Here is a 17,146-nt window from a genome sequence, read left to right as displayed (position 1 = left end):
CTCAGACAAGGACAAGCGCGCGCGGGCGTCCGGCAAGGTCGCGGTGCAACACCGACGCAAAGCCCGAAGCCTGCGCCAACGCGCCCACTGATCCCGCCTGATCGACGCCGATTTCTAGGATCGCGGCCCCTTGCGACGTCAGAAGATTGCGCAATTGGGGGATCAACACACGGTAATCATCAAGCCCTTCCGGCCCTGCAAACAGCGCGCTGGCGGGCTCATGATCGCGCACCTGCGGATCAAGCGCAGCATTGCTTTCCACATAAGGCGGATTGCACAAGATCAGATCGAAGACACCCAGATCATCTGCCCAGCCCGGATTGTGCCAGTCCCGCTGGTGCCAGGCGCTGCGCGGTGCCAGCCCCAGCGCAGCAGCATTGCCCGCTGCAACCGCAAGCGCGCCTACCGATGCATCGATCCCCACCCCCTGCCACTGCGGGCGCTCGGTCAGGAACGCGCACAGCAACGCGCCTGTGCCTGTACCAAGGTCGATCGCGCGGCCCTGCGCGCCGCTGCGCTCCAGCGCCGCCACGATCAGCGTTTCGCTGTCGCCGCGCGGGATCAGCGTGTCGCGGGTCACTGCGAGCGTTAGCCCGTAGAACTCCGCGCTGCCGATGATGTAGGCGACAGGTTCATGCGCGGCGCGCCGATCGATCAGCCCGGCGAAATCGTCGGGCGCAGGGTCACGCATCGCCTTAAGCAACATGGCGGAACGGCTCATTCCCAGTGCGTGCGCCATCAACAACTCGGAATCGAGCCGCGCGGTATCGCCGGTCGCGACAAGCCGGCTTGCCGCTGCCCGGATCGCTTCGCCGACGGTCATCAATCCGACCCCCTCACTCCGCCAAGGCCGCCAGCCGCTTGCCCTCGTCCTCGGAAATCAGCGCATCGACCAGCTCGCCAAGGCCCGGCCCGGCGAGGACTTCTTCCAGCTTGTGCAGCGTCAGCCCGATGCGGTGATCGGTGACGCGGCCTTGCGGGAAATTGTAGGTGCGGATGCGTTCCGACCGATCGCCGCTGCCGACCATCGCCTTGCGCGCCTCGGCCTCGGCGCCCTGCGTGGCCTCGCGCTGGGCGTCATACAGGCGCGTGCGCAGCACTTGCATCGCCTTTTCCTTGTTCTTGTGCTGGCTGCGTCCGTCCTGACAGGTGACAACGGTATTGGTGGGCAGGTGCGTGATGCGCACCGCCGAATTGGTGGTGTTGACGTGCTGGCCGCCTGCGCCCGACGCCCGGTAGACATCGATCTTGAGGTCTTTGTCTTCGATTTGCACGTCGACCGCGTCCGGCTCGGCCAGCACCGCGACGGTCGCCGCCGAGGTGTGGATGCGCCCGCCGCTCTCGGTCACGGGCACGCGCTGGACGCGGTGGACGCCGCTTTCGAACTTGAGCTTGGCGAAGACGCCCGTCCCGGTGACGTTGGCGATCACTTCCTTGAAGCCGCCGATGTCGGAGGCATTGATGCTGACCGCCTCGACCTTCCATCCCTGTTCGGCGGCGTAGCGTTCGTACATGCGGTAGAGATCGGCAGCGAACAACGCGGCCTCGTCACCCCCGGTGCCGGCGCGGATTTCGAGCATCGCGGGCTTGGCATCAGCAGAGTCACGCGGCAGCAGCGCAATGGCGAGACGGCGTTCGAGATCGGGGAGGGTGGCCTTGATCTGCGCCAGCTCGTCTTCCGCCATCGCTTTCATTTCCGGGTCCGCGAGCATCTCGGCGAGGCCATCCATCTCCTCGCGTGCGGATTTCACCTCGGCAGCGATCTTGGCGACGGGTTCAAGCTCGGCATAGTCGCGGCTGGCGCGCACGAAGGCCTCGCCCTCCAGCGTGCCGGACGCCATGCGCGCTTCCAGCTCCGCAAAGCGGTGCGCGATCTGGTCAAGGCGTTCGGGAGGGATGCTCATTCCGGCAGCTTACCGTCGGCTTGCCGAAGCCAATGGGCGTTTTGTGCCTGCGCCACAGCGTGGGGAAGGTCATCCGGCGACATCCGCATCTGTTCGCCGCCGTGGAGGTCCTTCACCGTGACCTCGCCAGCCGCCAGTTCGTCTTCGCCGATCAGGATCGCAAGCAAGGCGCCGCTGTCGTTAGCGCGGCTCATCCGCTTCTTCATCTTGCCCGACGCCATGATCTCGACGCTGTTCGCCTGGTCCCGCAGGACCCGGGCGATCCGGTTGGCCTGATCCAGCGCAGCTTCGCCCATCGGGATGATCGCAACATCAAGGCCATGGTTGGGCGCGCGGTCCCCGACCAGCATCGCCAGCCGCTCGATCCCCGCAGCCCAGCCCACCGCCGGCGTCGCCGCGCCGCCGAGCGATTCCATCAGCCCGTCATAACGCCCGCCGCCCAGCACCGTGCTCTGGCTCCCCAACGCCGCGGCCGAGGCGCTGCCCTCGTCGGGGATGAATTCGAACGCGGTGTGGCGGTAGTAGTCGAGCCCGCGCACCAGGCTTTCCGCGCGCTTCCATTTCACGCCCGCCGCATCCAGCCCGCCGGTGACGGCGGCGAAGAATGCGCTCGCCTCCTCCGAGAGGAACGCATCGATCTTCGGTGCATCGGCGAGGAACGGCTTGTCGCGCAGATCCTTGGAATCGAGAATCCGCAGCGGGTTCTTCTCCAGCCGTTCCTGCAATTCCTCCGAAAGCTGATCCTTCACGCCAAGGAAATAGTCGATCAGCGCCGCCCGCCATGCCTCGCGGCTTTCCCCATCGCCCAGCGTGTTGAGGTGCAGGGTGACATCCGTGATGCCAAGCTCGCGCAGCAGCTGATCCGCCATCGCCAGCAGCTCCACATCCGCCTGCGGCTCGCCCGCGCCGATCACTTCGGCGTCGATCTGGTGGAACTGGCGGTAACGGCCCTTTTGCGGGCGCTCGTAACGGAACAGCGGCCCGTGGGTGGCGACCTTCAGCGGCGCATATTGCTGCCAACCGTTGGTCAGGAACGCCCGTGCGATGCCGGCGGTGAATTCGGGGCGCAGGGTCAGGCTCTCGCCGCCGCGGTCGTCGAAGGAATACATCTCCTTCGATACCACATCGGTCGTCTCACCGAGCGACCGGGCGAACACTTCGGTTTTCTCGAACACCGGCATTTCGACCCGGCGGAAGCGATACAGACGTCGCATGCGCTCGAACGTCTCAACCACGAAAGCAAAAGCCTCGGCATCGGCGCCGAAGATGTCCTGGGTGCCGCGGATCGCTTGGGGTGTCTTCTTGCTCATAGGAGTCCTTGTGGGTGAGGGGGGCGATTAGGCCCACACAGCCTCTTTCGCAATCCTGCGACACGCATTAAGGCGCGCGGCAACACCTCTTGCAACGCACACAACAAAGAGAACCTTCATGCGCATCGACAAGATTCCCACCGGCGTAAACCCACCCGATGATCTCAACGTCATCATCGAAGTGCCCACCGGGGGCGAGCCGGTGAAGTACGAATTCGACAAGGAAAGCGGCGCGCTGTTCGTTGACCGCATCCTGCACACGCCGATGCGCTATCCGGCGAACTATGGTTTCGTGCCGCACACGCTGTCGCCCGATGGCGATCCGCTGGATGCGCTGGTGATTGCGCGTTCGCCCTTCATCCCCGGCTGCGTGGTGCGCGCACGCCCGATCGGCGTGCTGAACCTCGAAGACGAACAGGGCGGCGATGAAAAGCTGATCTGCGTCCCGGTGAAAGAAACGTTCCCTTATTACGCCGATGTGGTCGAAACCAGCGACCTGCCTTCGATCATCTTCCAGCAGATCGAACACTTCTTCACCCACTACAAGGATCTGGAAGCCGAAAAGTGGGTGCGCGTGGGCAAGTGGGGCAATGCCGCCGAAGCCCGCCAGATCACCATCGAGGCGATCGAACGGTATCAGGCCGCCAAGTAAGGTTCGATCCGGGGGCAAGCCTGCACCGGTTGCACGGCGCGGGCTTGCCCCCTGGTCTTTAAAGCACGCTCAGCACGGCCTTGAACATCAGTGTCAAGCCAAAGGGCAGCCCAATGGCGAGCGCCCACAGCGTGATGGTATCGCGGCGAAACGCGGCGGTGAAAGCGGGGTCACGCGCATCGGCGTCGCTCAGCACCGACCAGCGTTTTTCGAACCAGCGGCACACCGGGATGATCCCGGCCACCAGCACGATCAACGCCAGATAGGGCAGCGCGCCCGACGTGCCTTCGGACAAGGCCTTCACCGTCACGAAAATCTGGAGCGCGGTGTAGGCCAGAAGGCCATAGGCCACGTGATCGCTCATCGCCTTGCGCCAATCACGCACCCCGGCTGTCGCGAGCGCATCGGCCTTGCCGTGCTTGTCCATTCCCATCATCCGATCCGCTCCCCAACGGTGTGTTGTTCTTGGGGCAGTATTACAAAGCCTTTACGGTGTTGCAAGAACAGCCGTGGATTTGCCATTTTTGTTACGCCAAGACCCCTGCCCGGGCGCGGGTCCGAACGATCCGGCATCGCACGAGTAAGTCTCCGACAGTCGCCCGCGCGGCTTTGCGGACTAAGCAAAAATCCTGCCAAACCGCTGCCACCCCTTTTCTGCGGGGCGAAGGCTGCTAAAGCTGCAACAACATGAGCAGCACCCTAACCGATCCGCCCACCGAGCCCGCGCAGGTCCAGCCGACCGGTAGCGGACTTGAGGTGATCTCGATCGCCAAGAGCTACGACAAGCGCGCGGTGCTGACCGACATCTCGTTGACCGTGGCCAAGGGCGAAGTGCTCGGGCTTCTGGGGCCGAACGGCGCGGGAAAGACCACCTGTTTCTATTCGATCATGGGGCTGGTGAAACCCAATTCGGGCCGCATCCTGATGGACGGCGAGGATGTGACCAAGCTGCCGATGTATCGGCGCGCGATCCTGGGGCTTGGTTATCTGCCGCAGGAAACCAGCATCTTTCGCGGCATGACGGTGGAACAGAACATCGCCTGCGTGCTCGAACTGGGCGAACCGGATGCCGCCACCCGCGCCAGCGAGCTTGAACGCCTGCTTGATGAATTCGGTCTCACCCGCCTGCGCCAAAGCCCGGCGATGGCATTGTCGGGCGGGGAGCGGCGGCGCTGCGAGATTGCCCGCGCACTTGCCGCGAAGCCTTCGATCATGCTGCTGGACGAACCGTTTGCAGGCATTGACCCGCTGTCGATCAGCGACATCCGCGATCTGGTGAAGGATCTGAAGCAGCGCGGCATCGGTGTGCTGATTACCGATCACAATGTCCGCGAAACGCTCGACATCGTGGACCGCGCCTGCATCATATATGGCGGGCAAGTGCTCTTTGCCGGTTCGCCGCAAGAACTGGTGGCCGATGAAAACGTACGGCGCCTTTATCTTGGCGAAAGCTTCACGCTGTAGGTCTGACAGGCATGGCTCTCGGCCCCCGCCTCGATATCCGGCAAACGCAATCGCTGGTGATGACGCCGCAATTGCAGCAGGCGATCAAGCTGCTGGCGGCCTCCAACCTGGAAATCGAGAGCTTCATCGGCGAGGCGCTGGAAGCCAATCCGTTGCTCGACACGGGCGGGACGGGTGATGCGGGGGAGCCGGACCGGATCGAAGTGGCCCCGCCACCGGGCGAAGATGCGCCTGCGGATCAACTGATGCTGGCAGGCGGCGGCGAAGCCGATGCGCCGCTTGATCTTGCCTCGGTCGATCGCGACTGGGACACCGGCGACGGCGAAGCGCGCAATCTGCGCGATGCCGAATGGGGGGCTGCTCCTGCTAGCGGCGGTGATTTTGCCGATGCCCCCGACTGGGACCAGCTGCGCGCTGCCGAAATTACCTTGTGCGAACACCTTGAAGCACAGGTCGGTTTGCGCACGCGCGATCCCCTGCTCGGCGCCATCGCACGGCACATTATCGGACTGCTCGACGATGCAGGCTATTTCACCGCACCCATCGGCGAAGTGGCGGACGATCTGGCTGTTGCAGAAGATGACGTGTCCGCCGCGCTGGCGCTGATCCAGTCGTTTGATCCGGTCGGGGTGGGCGCGCGCGATCTGGCGGAATGTATCGCGCTTCAGGCCCGCGAGGCCGATCGGTACGACCCGTGCATGGCGATGCTGATTGCCAATCTCGATCTTGTCGCACGGGGCGAAGTCGCGCGATTGAAGCGTCTCTGCCGCGTCGATGACGAGGATTTTGCCGACATGCTACGCGAACTTCGCAGCTATGACCCGCGCCCGGGGCTGGCGTTTGCTTCCTGCGATACCAGTTCGGTGGTGCCCGATATTCTGGTGCAGGCCAATGCCGGCGGCGGGTGGGACATCGCCCTGAACGAGGACACCCTGCCCAAGCTGATCGTCAACCGAGGCTATTTTGTCGAACTGAACGCAGGCGCCACCAACAAGGAATCGCAAGGCTGGCTGAAGGAAAAGCTGGCTGATGCGCACTGGCTGATTCGCGCGCTGGACCAGCGGCAAAGGACGATTTTGAAAACCGCAGCCGAAATCGTGCGCCAGCAGGATGGATTCTTCCGCCGCGGCGTGGCCGAATTGCGCCCGCTGACCCTGCGCGAAGTGGCCGAAAAGATCGACATGCACGAAAGCACGGTCAGCCGGGTCACCAGCAACAAGTATCTCGCCTGCGCGCGCGGGACGTTCGAACTGAAATATTTCTTTACCAGCGGGGTCGGGCGCGTTGGCGAAGGCGCCGATGGCGAAGGCGCATCGTCGGCTGCGATCAAGGCGCGAATCAAGGCGTTGATCGATGCCGAAACGGTCAAAACCATCCTGTCGGATCAGCAACTTGCTGATTTGTTGCAGAAGGAAGGCTTTGATCTGGCACGCCGCACGGTCGCCAAATATCGTGAAGCGATCGGCCTGGGTTCCAGCGCCGAACGTCGCAGGGCTAAGAAACTCGCCAGCGCATCCTAGCATTTTTCCGCAGGCGACGAGCGAGGTTTGACAGCCTAAGCACAACCCATGCCACATGCCGCCAGGGTGTGACTCGAAAGACTCACTTCAAATCGTTAACGCCCTAAACTTCTTATTAACCTTTTTTGGTGAGAAGTGGCGTGGTTAACAGATGGCAACCTCTCCTAAGCAGGGGTTACCATGGGGCAAGGACAGGGGACTGCAATGCGCGTGCTGCTCATCGAAGACGAACCGACCACCGCCAAGGCGATCGAGCTGATGCTCACCACCGAAGGCTTCAACGTCTATTCGACCGACCTGGGTGAAGAGGGCCTCGATCTGGGCAAGCTGTATGATTACGATATCATCCTGCTCGATCTGAACCTGCCCGACATGCATGGGTATGACGTGCTGAAAAAGCTGCGCGTCGCCAAGGTGCAGACCCCAGTGCTGATCCTGTCAGGCATCAGCGAAATGGATTCGAAGATCCGCAGCTTCGGCTTTGGCGCGGATGATTACGTCACCAAGCCGTTCCACCGCGAAGAACTGGTCGCCCGCATTTATGCCGTGGTGCGTCGTTCGAAGGGCCATTCGCAGTCGGTCATCCGCACCGGCAAGCTCGCCGTGAACCTCGATGCCAAGACGGTCGAAGTCGATGGCAGCCGCGTTCACCTGACCGGCAAGGAATATGCGATGCTGGAACTGCTCTCGCTTCGCAAGGGCACCACGCTGACCAAGGAAATGTTCCTCAACCACCTGTACGGCGGGATGGACGAACCCGAACTCAAGATCATCGACGTGTTCATCTGCAAGCTGCGCAAGAAGCTGTCGCTGGCTTGCGGCGGTGAAAACTACATCGAAACCGTCTGGGGCCGCGGTTACGTTCTGCGCGATGACGAAACGGTCGTCGAAGCGGCGTAATTGGTTCTTCGAGGGCCCATTCGGGCCCTCGTCCTTGGGCCGTTTCGGTGCCCGCGGCACCGAGCACTTGCGGCTCACGCGCTAGCGCTCGCGGCCTTTAGGGCCGGAGTGGCGCTCTTTGGCAATTGTTGGTGCCCGGGGTGGAAACACGTCGGGCATTTTTCTATGGGCGCGCCATGACAGCATTCAAGGAAGGCGATCCGACCACCATTGCGCGGCTTTACGGTCGCAGCGTCGGCAAGAAGTTGCGCAAGTATCAGCAGGGGTTGGTCGACACCCTTCTGCCGCAGATCGCTGTGCCCGCCGAAGGCCCCGTCACAAGCGAAAGCCTGTTCGGCGATGCGCGCCCCCTGCATTTCGAAATCGGCTTCGGCGGCGGTGAGCATCTGGCCTACCGCGCCGATCTGTTGCCCGATCACGGCTTCATTGGCGCCGAACCTTTCGTCAACGGTGTGGCGCAGGCACTGACCCATGTGGCCGATCAACGGCTTGCCAACATCCGGCTACATCATGGCGACGCGCTGGAGGTGCTGCAACGCATCCCGGATGGCGCGCTGACGATGGCCTATCTGCTTCACCCAGACCCCTGGCCCAAGGCGCGCCATGCCAAGCGGCGGATGGTGAATGATGGACCGATCAAGCTCCTTGCCAGCAAGATGAAGGCTGGCGGCGAATTTCGGTTCGGCACCGATCATGCGGTCTACCTGCGCCATGCGCTGATGGTGATGCAGCGCCACACTGATTTGTTTGAATGGGTGGTCGACAAACCCGCCGACTGGCAGGTGCGACCCGCAGGCTGGCCCGAAACACGTTACGAGCATAAGGCGCGCACCGTGTACGGCCACGAAGTGTGGTACTTCCGCTTCCGGCGGCGCTGACTGCTGCATCAGGGGCTTGCGCGCCACCCATCGCGCCCGTCCCGCGCCTCGTCGTGTTTGCCCGCTACGGGCCGCGCCAGCATGGAACATGTCATGCCCGCACGCCTTATCCTGCCCAAGAAACAATGATCCCAGCAGGAGAAGACCACATGACGATCGCAACGCTCAAAGATCTGTATATCGACCAGCTTCAGGACATCTACAGCGCGAACAAGCAGTCGCTTGAAGCCACCAAGAAGATGCACGAGAAGGCCACGTCAGACGCGCTGAAGGAAGCCTTGAAGGCTGGCGTCGACGGAATTGGCGAAGGCATCGAGCAGGTTGGCAAGATCATCAAGAGCCACGATGCCGAACCGACCGGCGAATTCTGCAAGGGCATGGAAGGTCTTGTGAAGGAAGTGAAGGCGCACGCGCTAGAAGCCGATATCGAAGACAAGGACGTGCTCGATGCGTCGATCATCACGCAGTACCAGCGTATGACGCATTATGGCCTGGCCGGTTACGGCACCGTGGTCGCCTTTGCCAAGCGCCTGGGCCTGAACGACGATGCCAAGACGCTGCAGACGTGCCTCGACAACACCTATAGCGGTGATCGCACCATGACCGACATCGCCACCGGCGAAGTCAATAAGGCCGCGATGAGCAACTGACGCGAATGATACCACCGGGCCTGATCCCGGTGACATGACAAGGGGGGCATCGCCATGTTGGCCGTGCCCCCCTTTTTCATGCCTCGGGCGTGTTATCCCACGACCCCCGCGCTCGCCAGGACGGCCAGTGTCAGCACATCCGGCACGCTGGCTGTCATCGGCACGATCTGCACGGGCTTTTCCACCCCGATCATCATCGGGCCGATCGTGGCATTGCTGCCCAATTCGCGCAGCAACTTGGCTGACAGGTTGGCCGATTGCAGCCCCGGCATGATCAGCACGTTGGCCGGGCCGGACAGGCGGCTGAAGGGATAAAGCGACATGACCTTGGGGTTGAGCGCGGCATCGGGTGCCATTTCGCCTTCATATTCAAAGCCCGGATCTTCCCGGTCCAGAATGGCCACGGCTTCGCGAATCGAATTCAGCCATTGGCCCGACGGGTTGCCGAAGGTCGAATAGCTGAGGAAGGCGACCCGCGGTTCGTGACCCATCCGGCGCGCGACCGCAGCAGTTTCGCGCGCGATATGGGCCAGTTCCTGCGCATTGGGACGTTCGTTGATCGTGGTATCAGCCAGGAAGGTGGTATGGTTCTTGCCGATCATCATGTGGATACCGAAAGGCAGCGCGCCTTCCTTGGGATCGAGCACAATGTTCACTTCGCGCACGGTCTGCGCAAAGGTGCGCGTCATCCCGGTTATCATGCCATCGCCATGACCCAGTGCCACCAGCAGCGCGGCAAACACGTTGCGTTCCTGATTGACCATGCGGCGCACGTCGCGTTCGGTGTAACCTCGCCGCTGCAGCCGCTTGTAAAGGAATGCGACCATTTCCGGCACGTGTTCGCTATCGGCAGAGTTCTGGATTTCAAAGCTGCCGGGATCGCTGACCGACAACTGATGCAGCTTGTCGAGCACCGCCTTGGTGCGGCCCACCAGAATGGGGGTGCCATAGCCGAAATCGCGGTACTGGATCGCAGCGCGCAGCACCACTTCTTCCTCGGCCTCGGCAAAGACCATGCGCTTGGGATTGGCCTTGGCAACTTCGTACACGCCGCTCAGCACCGATGTGGTGGGGTTGAGGCGTGACCGCAGCTTGACCCGGTAGGCATCGAAATCCTCAATCCGGGCCTGCGCCACGCCCGAATCCATCGCCGCTTTCGCAACCGCTGAAGATACCACTTCGATAAGACGCGGATCGAACGGTGCGGGGATGATGTAATCGGTGCCGAACTTATGGTTCTTGCCATAAGCCGATGCGACTTCTTCGGGCACCTGCTGGCGCGCCAGTTCGGCGATCGCCTGCGCTGCAGCGACCTTCATTTCTTCATTGATGGTGGTCGCCCGTACATCCAGCGCGCCGCGGAAGATGAAGGGGAAGCCCAGCACGTTGTTAACCTGATTGGGGAAATCGCTGCGGCCGGTGGCGATGATTGCGTCGGGGCGCACGGCCTTGGCTTCGTCGGGCATGATTTCGGGCACGGGGTTGGCCATCGCGAAGATGATCGGGCGGTCGGCCATCCTGCGCACCCATTCGGGCTTCAGCGCGCCGGCCGCCGACAAGCCAAGGAAGATGTCCGCACCCACCAGCGCTTCTTCAAGGCTTGTGGCCGAGGTGGCGACCGCGTGGGCGCTTTTCCACTGGTCCACGTCCTCGCGGCCCGGTGTGATGGGTCCCGAACGATCGCACATGATCACATTGTCGTGGCGCACACCCATCGCCTTGATCAGCGCGGTGCAGGCAATCGCCGCCGCGCCCGCGCCGTTGACGACCACCTTCACGTCGCGGAAATCGCGCCCGGTCAGGTGGCACGCATTGAGCAGGCCGGCCGCCGTGATGATCGCGGTGCCGTGCTGGTCATCGTGCATCACCGGGATCTTCATGCGTTCGCGCAAGGCGGCTTCGATGATGAAGCATTCAGGCGCCTTGATGTCTTCCAAATTGATGCCGCCAAAGGTCGGCTCCATCAGTGCCACCGCATTGATGAAGGCATCAGGGTCTTCGGTATCGAGTTCGATGTCGATCGAATCCACGTCGGCGAAGCGTTTGAACAGCACCGCCTTGCCTTCCATCACCGGCTTGGAGGCCAGCGCGCCCAGATTGCCTAGGCCCAGGATAGCGGTACCGTTGGAAATCACCGCCACCAGATTGGCCTTGGCGGTGTAGCGCGCGGCGAGCGAGGGATCGGCGGCGATGGCTTCCACCGGCACGGCCACCCCGGGCGAATAGGCAAGGCTGAGGTCACGCTGCGAGGTCATCGGCTTGGTCGCGACGATCTCGAGCTTACCGGGGCGGATCGTCTCGTGATAGAACAGCGCCTCGCGCGCGGTGAAGCCGCCCTTGTTCTCGATGCCGTTCTCGTCGGCCATGTGCCTGATCCCTTTGTGTGTCCGATGCAAATTCGTGTTCCGCTTAGCCGCCCACAGGCTGATGCGATAGGCCGGAAATGGCGCAACGCGGGGGAAAGCCGTAGCGGCGGACGTTTGCGAATCGCGGCCGATGGGGCAAGGCCGCGACGATGTCCGCTCCCGCAATATCCAAACTCACCCCGATGATGGCGCAATACCTCGCCCTGCGCGAAGAAGCGGGCGATGCCATGCTGTTCTACCGGATGGGCGATTTCTTCGAACTGTTTTTCGAAGACGCACGCCAAGCCGCGCAAATTCTTGACATCGCGTTGACGACGCGGGGCGAACACGAAGGCTTGCCCATCCCGATGTGCGGGGTGCCGGTGCATTCGTCGGAAGGCTATCTGGCACGGCTTATCAAGGCGGGCTGCCGCGTCGCCATCGCCGAACAGGTCGAAACGCCCGGTGAAGCCAAGGCGCGGGCCAAACGCGAAGGTACCCCGTCGTCCAAGGCGCTGGTTGGCCGGGCGATCGTGCGGCTGGTCACAGCGGGCACCTTGACCGAAGAAGCCCTGCTCGAACCGCGCCGCGCCAATGTACTGGTCGCGCTGGCGGACCTTCGCGGCACCATCGGGATTGCATCGTGCGATGTGTCGACGGGTGCCATGGTGCTGGAAGAATGCGCAGCCGATCAGTTCGGCGCGGCGCTAGCTCGGTTGTCGCCCAGCGAAGTGGTCGTCTCCGAAGACTGGGCACATGGCCCGGATGACGCGATCTTTCGGCCCCGCACCACCTTTGCCAGCGATGCCGGCGCTGACCGGCTGATGGCTGCGCACGGCGTGGCCACGCTTGATGCCTTTGGCGACTTTTCCCGCGCGATGCTGGCAGCGGCTGGCGGGCTGATTGCCTATCTCGGTCATGTCGGGCGCGGCAGATTGCCGCTGCTGCTGCCCCCGGTGTCGCGGGCAGGCGCGGCAGGGATGGCGATGGATGCGGCCACGCGGGCCAGTCTGGAAATCCTTGAAAGCACCACGGGCGGCCGGGCTGGCAGTCTGATCGGCGCGATCGATCGCTGCGTCACCGGCGCCGGTTCCCGGCTTCTGGCCGAAGATCTGTCCGCGCCCTTGCTGGATGCGGCCCGGATCGAGGCGCGCCTTGGGTTGGTGCAATTCTGGCGCGACCGCCCGATCGAGCGCGCTCAGCTGCGCGAAGCCTTGCGATCGATTGCCGATCTGGGACGCGCGCTGGGCCGGGTAGTGGCAGGACGCGGCAGCCCGCGTGATCTGGGCCAGCTGCGCGATGGGCTTGGCGAAGCGATGCGGCTGCATCATTGGTTGCGTGCCGCCCAGGATCGCCCGCCGCTGCTTGACAGCGTGCTTGCGGATCTCACCGGACACGGCGCGCTGACCGATGGGTTGACCCGTGCGCTGGTGGCCTCGCCGCCGACCGAACGATCGGGCGGCGGCTATATCGCCGATGGTTACGATGCCGCGCTAGATGAATTGCGCGCCGCATCGGGCGATGCCCGGCGCGCCATTGCCGCGATGGAGGCGCGTTACCGCGACGAAACAGGCATTGCCACGTTGAAAATCCGCCACAATGGGGTGCTGGGCTATTTCATCGAAGTGGCGGCACGCCATGCCGATCGGCTGATGGCCCCCGACAGCGGCTTCACGCACCGGCAGACCATGAAAGATGCAGTGCGGTTCAATTCGGTCAAACTGCATGCCGAAGCCGCGCGCATTGCCGAAGCTGGCGGGCATGCGCTGGCAACCGAAGAGGCTCATTTCGAAAAGCTCGTGGCCGAAGTCGTCGCTGCACGCGAAGCCATCGCGGCAACTGCTGCGGCCCTGGCCCGGATCGATGTGGCAGCGGGCAATGCCGAACGCGCGAGCGAGGCGGACTGGTGCCGCCCGCAGATTTCCGAAGACGCCGCGCTCACCATCACCGGCGGGCGTCACCCGGTGGTTGAAGCCGCGCTTGCCAAGGCGGGGGAACGGTTCGTCGCCAATGATTGCCATTTGCTTCGCGAAGACCGGCTGTGGTTGATCGGCGGGCCCAATATGGGCGGCAAATCGACCTTCCTGCGCCAGAACGCCTTGATCGTGCTGCTGGCACAAGCGGGGTGCTTTGTCCCCGCCAGTGCCGCGCAAATCGGACTTGTCGATCGCCTGTTCAGCCGTGTTGGCGCTGCGGACAATCTGGCCCGCGGGCGTTCCACCTTCATGGTCGAAATGGTGGAAACCGCCGCAATTCTGGCGCAGGCCACGCCGCGCAGTTTCGTTATCCTTGACGAAGTGGGCCGGGGCACATCGACCTATGATGGCCTGGCGCTGGCCTGGGCTGTGGCTGAAGCGGTGCATTCGCAGATCGAATGCCGATGCCTGTTTGCCACGCACTATCACGAATTGGCCCGGCTGGCCGAAACATGCGAGGCGCTGTCGCTCCATCACGTGCGAGCGCGGGAATGGAAGGGCGATCTGGTGCTGCTGCACGAACTGGCCGATGGCCCGGCGGATCGGTCCTATGGCCTTGCCGTTGCGCGGCTTGCCGGGGTTCCGGAGCCTGTCGTCGCGCGCGCCAGGGCCGTGCTTGAAAAATTGGAGGCGACACGGACGGCTACCGGCGGAATCGCTGCCGGGTTGGGCGATCTGCCGCTGTTTGCCGCGCTTGCCGCTGAACCTGTGCCCGCATCAGCCGAACAAAAGCTGGCCGATGCGCTGCGTGCGGCGGATATCGACGCGCTGACACCGCGTGAAGCGTTGGACCTGCTATACGAATGGAAGCGTGCGCTGCCGCATTGAAGGGGCTGGACGAACCGCCCAGCCCCCGGCCAGTCTCAACGATTACGGGCGATCGGTTTCGCGCAGGACATCGGGCCCCGTACCGTCTTGCAGCGCCTCTTCATCCTCATCGGCATCGACGCCGCTGTCGTGATACCGGGCGGGTTCATCATCGTGATCGGGCTCCCCCGAAAAGGCCGAATTGTCGATTTCGCCGGTGTCTTCCATGTTGCGCATCACGTCCACTAGATCGGTTTCGTGGCCCGCCACATTGTCCACGCCGGGCGAAGGCGCCTTGCGGCTTTCGGTGCCACCTGGCTTTTCATTCGTGTCGTTCTGCGCTTCTCGTGCGAGATCCTGTGCCTGCTGTCCGCTTTCATCCTGTTCGGAATTGTGCGTTTCGGGGGCCAGGCCTTCGGGATGGCCAGCAACAGAGGCGGGGTTCTTGTGGTCGGACATGGTTGTTCTCCTAGACCGGGCACAAGTCGCACCGCAGCGCGGATGTTGCACCACCGGCGGCAGTCCGTTCGCTGCACAGGCCAAGGCGATTGCACGAAGTTTTAACCACGGCCCTGTTATCCTCGCACCATGTACAAAACCGTCTTCCAGAACAGCAAGGTCGCCCTCGCCTTTGCCGCGATGACCGTGTGCAGTGCGGTGTCGATGGTCGGCACGTCGGATGATGGCGGTATGCTGACTTCCGCGGTCAAGCTGATCGAATTGCAACGCGACAGCAGCGCCGAAAGCGCGCAGCGGATGGATGACAGTTCGCGCGAAAGCGGGCCGGCGGCTGAACCTGCGGTTTTCGGTGATTACGGGTCCATGCCCGATGATGCCCCACCAAGCGGCCCAGCCAGCAGCAGACCCGCGCCGTCGGACATCAACAACCCGATGCTCGCACCGCTTTCACCCACGGCCATTGCGCCGGGTCGGGTACAGATCGGTGCCCCGATCGATGCGGGCCGGTAACGGCCAATCAGCCTGGCGTCAGCGAGTTGGCACCGGCACATCGCCGGTGTAGTCGTAGAAACCGCGCCCGGACTTGCGGCCCAGCCAGCCGGCTTCAACATACTTTACCAGCAGCGGCGCAGGGCGATACTTGCTGTCGCGTGTGGTCTTGTAGAGCACCTTGATAATGTCGAGGCAGGTATCCAGTCCGACGAAATCAGCCAATTGCAACGGGCCCATGGGATGGTTGAGACCAAGGCGGCACCCCTTGTCGATGTCTTCGATTCCGGCGGTCGATTGACCCAGCACGAACACCGCTTCGTTGATCATCGGCAGCAGGATGCGGTTCACGACAAATCCGGGTTCGTCCTGGCTCAGCACCACTTCCTTGCCCAGACCCTGTGCGAAAGCCGTGACGCGGTCGGTGGTGTCCTGCGCGGTGGCAAGGCCGGGGATGACTTCGATGAGGCCCATCACCGGAACCGGATTGAAAAAGTGCAGGCCGATAAACCGCGCCGGATCGGGGGAATGGTTCGCCATGCGCGTAATCGGGATCGATGACGTGTTGGACGCCATGATCGCCGTATCGCCAAGCACCGCGCCCGCCTTTTCGAAGATCGCGTTCTTGATCTCTTCGCGTTCGGTCGCAGCTTCGATGATGAGATCGGCTTCGGCAAAGGGCGCATAATCGGCCACCGGCGTGATCCGGGCGAGCAGTGCCTCGGCATCTGCCGCCTCGATCTTGCCGCGCCCCATCAACTTGACCAGCGCCTTTTCAACGTTGGCTTTACCGGCTTCGGCACGGGAGAGATCGATATCGGCCAGCATCACATTCATGCCCTGAGCCGCAACGGTCTGGGCGATGCCGGTGCCCATTTGACCGGCCCCGATGACAGCGATGGTGCGCATGATGTTGTCCTTCGCAAGTGCAGCAATTGCTTGCCGCCCTAGCGAGGTCAGGTGGGCTTGGCTAGCGGTTGGCGCCGGGAACCCACTTTATGTCGGCCTTGCCATCATTATTGGCCGCACGCCCCAGCACAAAAAGATAATCGGACAGGCGATTGATATATTGCAGGGCGGCCGGATTGGTCGGTTCTTCCTGCGCCAGCGCGGTCATTGCGCGCTCGGCGCGGCGTGCCGCGGTGCGCGCCAGATGCAATCGCGCAGCCGCTTCGTTTCCGCCGGGCAGGATGAAACTGGTCAGCGGTTCAAGAATGTTGGTGAGCGCGTCGATCTGATCTTCCAGCCAGGTGACTTGCGACGCCACGATACGCAAGACCATCGCGCTGGGAGTAAAGTCTTCTTCCGGCCCCGCGGGCGTCGCCAGATCGGCGCCCAGATCGAACAGATCGTTCTGGATACGGAAGACGGCATCGGCGGGATTGCGGCTCAACTTGCGCAGGGCAAAACCGAGCGCGGCATTGGCTTCATCAACTGTCCCGATCGCCTCCATGCGAAGCGCGTGCTTGGGAAGACGCGATCCATCGACAAGGCCGGTGGTCCCGTCATCGCCGGTGCGGGTGTAAATGCGATTGAGCTTGACCATCGGTCGCCGGTCTAGCGCGATACCGCCAGAATGATAGCAACAACCACGATTGCCAGCGCCTGATATTTGATCCGCGCAAACATGGCCTTGTTCTGCGCCAGCTGCATATCGGTCGCGGTCGAACCTTCGCCGGTTTCCAGATCGATCTTGGTTGTCCTGAGAAAAGCGACAACCCCCTTGATCAGAGAGAAGGCCACAAGCCCCATCAGGACCAGCAATACGGGCACAAGCACATAGTTCATGGTG

General features: G+C 62.9%; 17 protein-coding genes. 8 read left to right on the top strand and 9 right to left on the bottom strand.

The window, feature by feature from the left end; all coding sequences use genetic code 11:
- Nucleotide 1 precedes the first annotated feature (1 nt).
- From prmC to hisS, 3 genes are read right to left on the bottom strand one after another with little or no spacing between them, the layout of a single operon-like run.
- A complete protein-coding gene (prmC, locus tag SJY33_RS12585) occupies nt 2-823 on the bottom strand; it encodes a peptide chain release factor N(5)-glutamine methyltransferase (protein WP_379923112.1) in 822 nt (273 codons plus the stop codon).
- A gap of 13 nt (nt 824-836) precedes the next feature.
- On the bottom strand, nt 837-1,904 hold the full coding sequence (gene prfA / locus SJY33_RS12580; protein WP_379923111.1) for a peptide chain release factor 1: 1,068 nt from the start codon (nt 1,902-1,904) through the stop codon (nt 837-839).
- Nucleotides 1,901-3,214, bottom strand: a complete 1,314-nt coding sequence (gene hisS / locus SJY33_RS12575; protein WP_379923110.1) for a histidine--tRNA ligase — start codon at nt 3,212-3,214, stop codon at nt 1,901-1,903. The genes prfA and hisS overlap by 4 nt, the downstream gene beginning before the upstream one ends.
- Before the next feature lie 118 nt (nt 3,215-3,332).
- Between hisS and ppa the strand changes: the two genes are divergently transcribed.
- The gene (ppa, locus tag SJY33_RS12570) at nt 3,333-3,866 is read left to right on the top strand and encodes an inorganic diphosphatase (protein WP_379923109.1); all 534 of its coding nucleotides are present in this window, start codon (nt 3,333-3,335) and stop codon (nt 3,864-3,866) included.
- Nucleotides 3,867-3,924: 58 nt separating this feature from the next.
- Here ppa and SJY33_RS12565 read toward each other — a convergent pair whose 3' ends face one another.
- Complete coding sequence (locus SJY33_RS12565; protein ID WP_379923108.1) at nt 3,925-4,302, bottom strand: hypothetical protein; 378 nt, start codon at nt 4,300-4,302, stop codon at nt 3,925-3,927.
- Between the two features lie 251 nt (nt 4,303-4,553).
- Between SJY33_RS12565 and lptB the strand changes: the two genes are divergently transcribed.
- From lptB to SJY33_RS12540, 5 genes are all read left to right on the top strand, one after another.
- Nucleotides 4,554-5,330, top strand: a complete 777-nt coding sequence (gene lptB, locus SJY33_RS12560) for an LPS export ABC transporter ATP-binding protein (protein ID WP_379923107.1) — start codon at nt 4,554-4,556, stop codon at nt 5,328-5,330.
- Nucleotides 5,331-5,341: 11 nt separating this feature from the next.
- Complete coding sequence (rpoN, locus tag SJY33_RS12555) at nt 5,342-6,850, top strand: RNA polymerase factor sigma-54 (protein WP_379923106.1); 1,509 nt, start codon at nt 5,342-5,344, stop codon at nt 6,848-6,850.
- 204 nt (nt 6,851-7,054) lie between these two features.
- Complete coding sequence (ctrA, locus tag SJY33_RS12550) at nt 7,055-7,750, top strand: response regulator transcription factor CtrA (protein ID WP_054119309.1); 696 nt, start codon at nt 7,055-7,057, stop codon at nt 7,748-7,750.
- A 176-nt stretch (nt 7,751-7,926) separates the two neighbouring features.
- Entirely contained in the window at nt 7,927-8,628 is a 702-nt protein-coding gene (locus tag SJY33_RS12545) for a tRNA (guanine(46)-N(7))-methyltransferase TrmB (protein WP_379923105.1), read from the top strand.
- Nucleotides 8,629-8,777: 149 nt separating this feature from the next.
- Entirely contained in the window at nt 8,778-9,278 is a 501-nt protein-coding gene (locus SJY33_RS12540) for a ferritin-like domain-containing protein (protein WP_379923104.1), read from the top strand.
- Between the two features lie 92 nt (nt 9,279-9,370).
- Here the strand turns inward: SJY33_RS12540 and SJY33_RS12535 are convergent, their stop codons facing one another.
- Entirely contained in the window at nt 9,371-11,644 is a 2,274-nt protein-coding gene (locus SJY33_RS12535; RefSeq protein WP_379923103.1) for an NADP-dependent malic enzyme, read from the bottom strand.
- 149 nt (nt 11,645-11,793) lie between these two features.
- Here SJY33_RS12535 and mutS point away from each other — a divergent pair, with 149 nt between their 5' ends.
- The gene (mutS, locus tag SJY33_RS12530; RefSeq protein WP_379923102.1) at nt 11,794-14,427 is read left to right on the top strand and encodes a DNA mismatch repair protein MutS; all 2,634 of its coding nucleotides are present in this window, start codon (nt 11,794-11,796) and stop codon (nt 14,425-14,427) included.
- A gap of 42 nt (nt 14,428-14,469) precedes the next feature.
- Here the strand turns inward: mutS and SJY33_RS12525 are convergent, their stop codons facing one another.
- Nucleotides 14,470-14,865, bottom strand: coding sequence for a hypothetical protein (locus SJY33_RS12525; protein WP_379923101.1), 396 nt, complete (start codon nt 14,863-14,865; stop codon nt 14,470-14,472).
- 129 nt (nt 14,866-14,994) lie between these two features.
- Between SJY33_RS12525 and SJY33_RS12520 the strand changes: the two genes are divergently transcribed.
- Nucleotides 14,995-15,375, top strand: coding sequence for a hypothetical protein (locus tag SJY33_RS12520; RefSeq protein ID WP_379923100.1), 381 nt, complete (start codon nt 14,995-14,997; stop codon nt 15,373-15,375).
- A gap of 18 nt (nt 15,376-15,393) precedes the next feature.
- Here SJY33_RS12520 and SJY33_RS12515 read toward each other — a convergent pair whose 3' ends face one another.
- The 3 genes from SJY33_RS12515 to SJY33_RS12505 form a co-directional block, all read right to left on the bottom strand.
- Nucleotides 15,394-16,263: a 3-hydroxyacyl-CoA dehydrogenase NAD-binding domain-containing protein gene (locus SJY33_RS12515; RefSeq protein ID WP_379923099.1), complete on the bottom strand. Its 870-nt coding sequence runs from the start codon at nt 16,261-16,263 to the stop codon at nt 15,394-15,396.
- A 61-nt stretch (nt 16,264-16,324) separates the two neighbouring features.
- Nucleotides 16,325-16,900: a cob(I)yrinic acid a,c-diamide adenosyltransferase gene (locus tag SJY33_RS12510; protein ID WP_379923098.1), complete on the bottom strand. Its 576-nt coding sequence runs from the start codon at nt 16,898-16,900 to the stop codon at nt 16,325-16,327.
- Between the two features lie 11 nt (nt 16,901-16,911).
- On the bottom strand, nt 16,912-17,142 hold the full coding sequence (locus tag SJY33_RS12505) for a hypothetical protein (protein ID WP_379923097.1): 231 nt from the start codon (nt 17,140-17,142) through the stop codon (nt 16,912-16,914).
- Between the last annotated feature and the right edge of the window lie 4 nt (nt 17,143-17,146).

Origin of the sequence: Erythrobacter sp. R86502, assembly GCF_042466465.1 — a bacterium.
Lineage (GTDB): Bacteria > Pseudomonadota > Alphaproteobacteria > Sphingomonadales > Sphingomonadaceae > Erythrobacter.
Note: the sequence above shows the minus strand (reverse complement) of the source record. Positions and strands in the feature narration are given on the sequence as shown.